Annotated in this window: 1 protein-coding gene; it reads right to left on the bottom strand. The window is 52.2% G+C overall.

Going from position 1 to position 713, the window contains the following annotated elements; all coding sequences use genetic code 11:
* On the bottom strand, positions 1 to 383 hold a 383-nt coding region (locus MHY24_RS12005; protein WP_239230927.1), incomplete at its 3' end, for an IS110 family transposase.
* Between the last annotated feature and the right edge of the window lie 330 nt (positions 384 to 713).

Below are 713 nucleotides of genomic sequence, written 5' to 3'. Positions count from 1 at the left end.
GCTTCTTCGACACGGTCGACGCTGCGGAGGGACTCCGGAAGGTTCTTTGCAGCGTGGGCAATGATATAGGCGTCCCGGATATCAGTTTTGGCATTGCCAGCGTGGATGCGTGAGAGTTGACGCATAGCCAAACCGGGAAGGTAGCGCACGTCGATTCCGATATCTTGAGCAACTGCGACAGTTAGTCGACCAATGTTATTTGGCTGGTCCACGACGACAAGGACTTTGTGGTCGTGTGCGCTGAACGTTGAAAACAGTGTGCGCAGGGATTTTTCGTTTTGGTTGATGCGCTTAGATAGCACCTGGGTGCCGTCGATATCTAAGACGCAAGCGTGGTGAAAATATTTACCGACGTCCATGCCGATGACATAGTCGTAGGTCATGCTAGACCTCCTAGCGAATTGAATGAGTATGGGACTTATTTCATCGCTGGTGGTCGGACATACTTCACGCTGGCATCCACATTACTTTGAGACTTCGCACATTCTGTGCGGGTCAGGTTCCTATTAGCAGTCTGGAGTATGTCACTGCCTTCGGTGGCATCACCCCCCGGATCATTTTCAGACAGGGACGAAAACAAGCCATACCGAAGCCAGCGACTAGTTCCACTGCCACAAGGCAGAAGGAACGCAGATAAACATAACCTGCCCCAGCATGGGGCTAGGAGTACGAATCCTGGGCCCCTTCAAGCGGAACTGCCAACAACGTAATGG

Origin of the sequence: Corynebacterium sp. ACRPQ, from assembly GCF_022347225.1 — a bacterium.
GTDB lineage: Bacteria > Actinomycetota > Actinomycetes > Mycobacteriales > Mycobacteriaceae > Corynebacterium > Corynebacterium tuberculostearicum_D.
The sequence above is the reverse complement of the archived record's forward strand: the minus strand, read 5'-3'. Positions and strand labels throughout refer to the sequence as shown.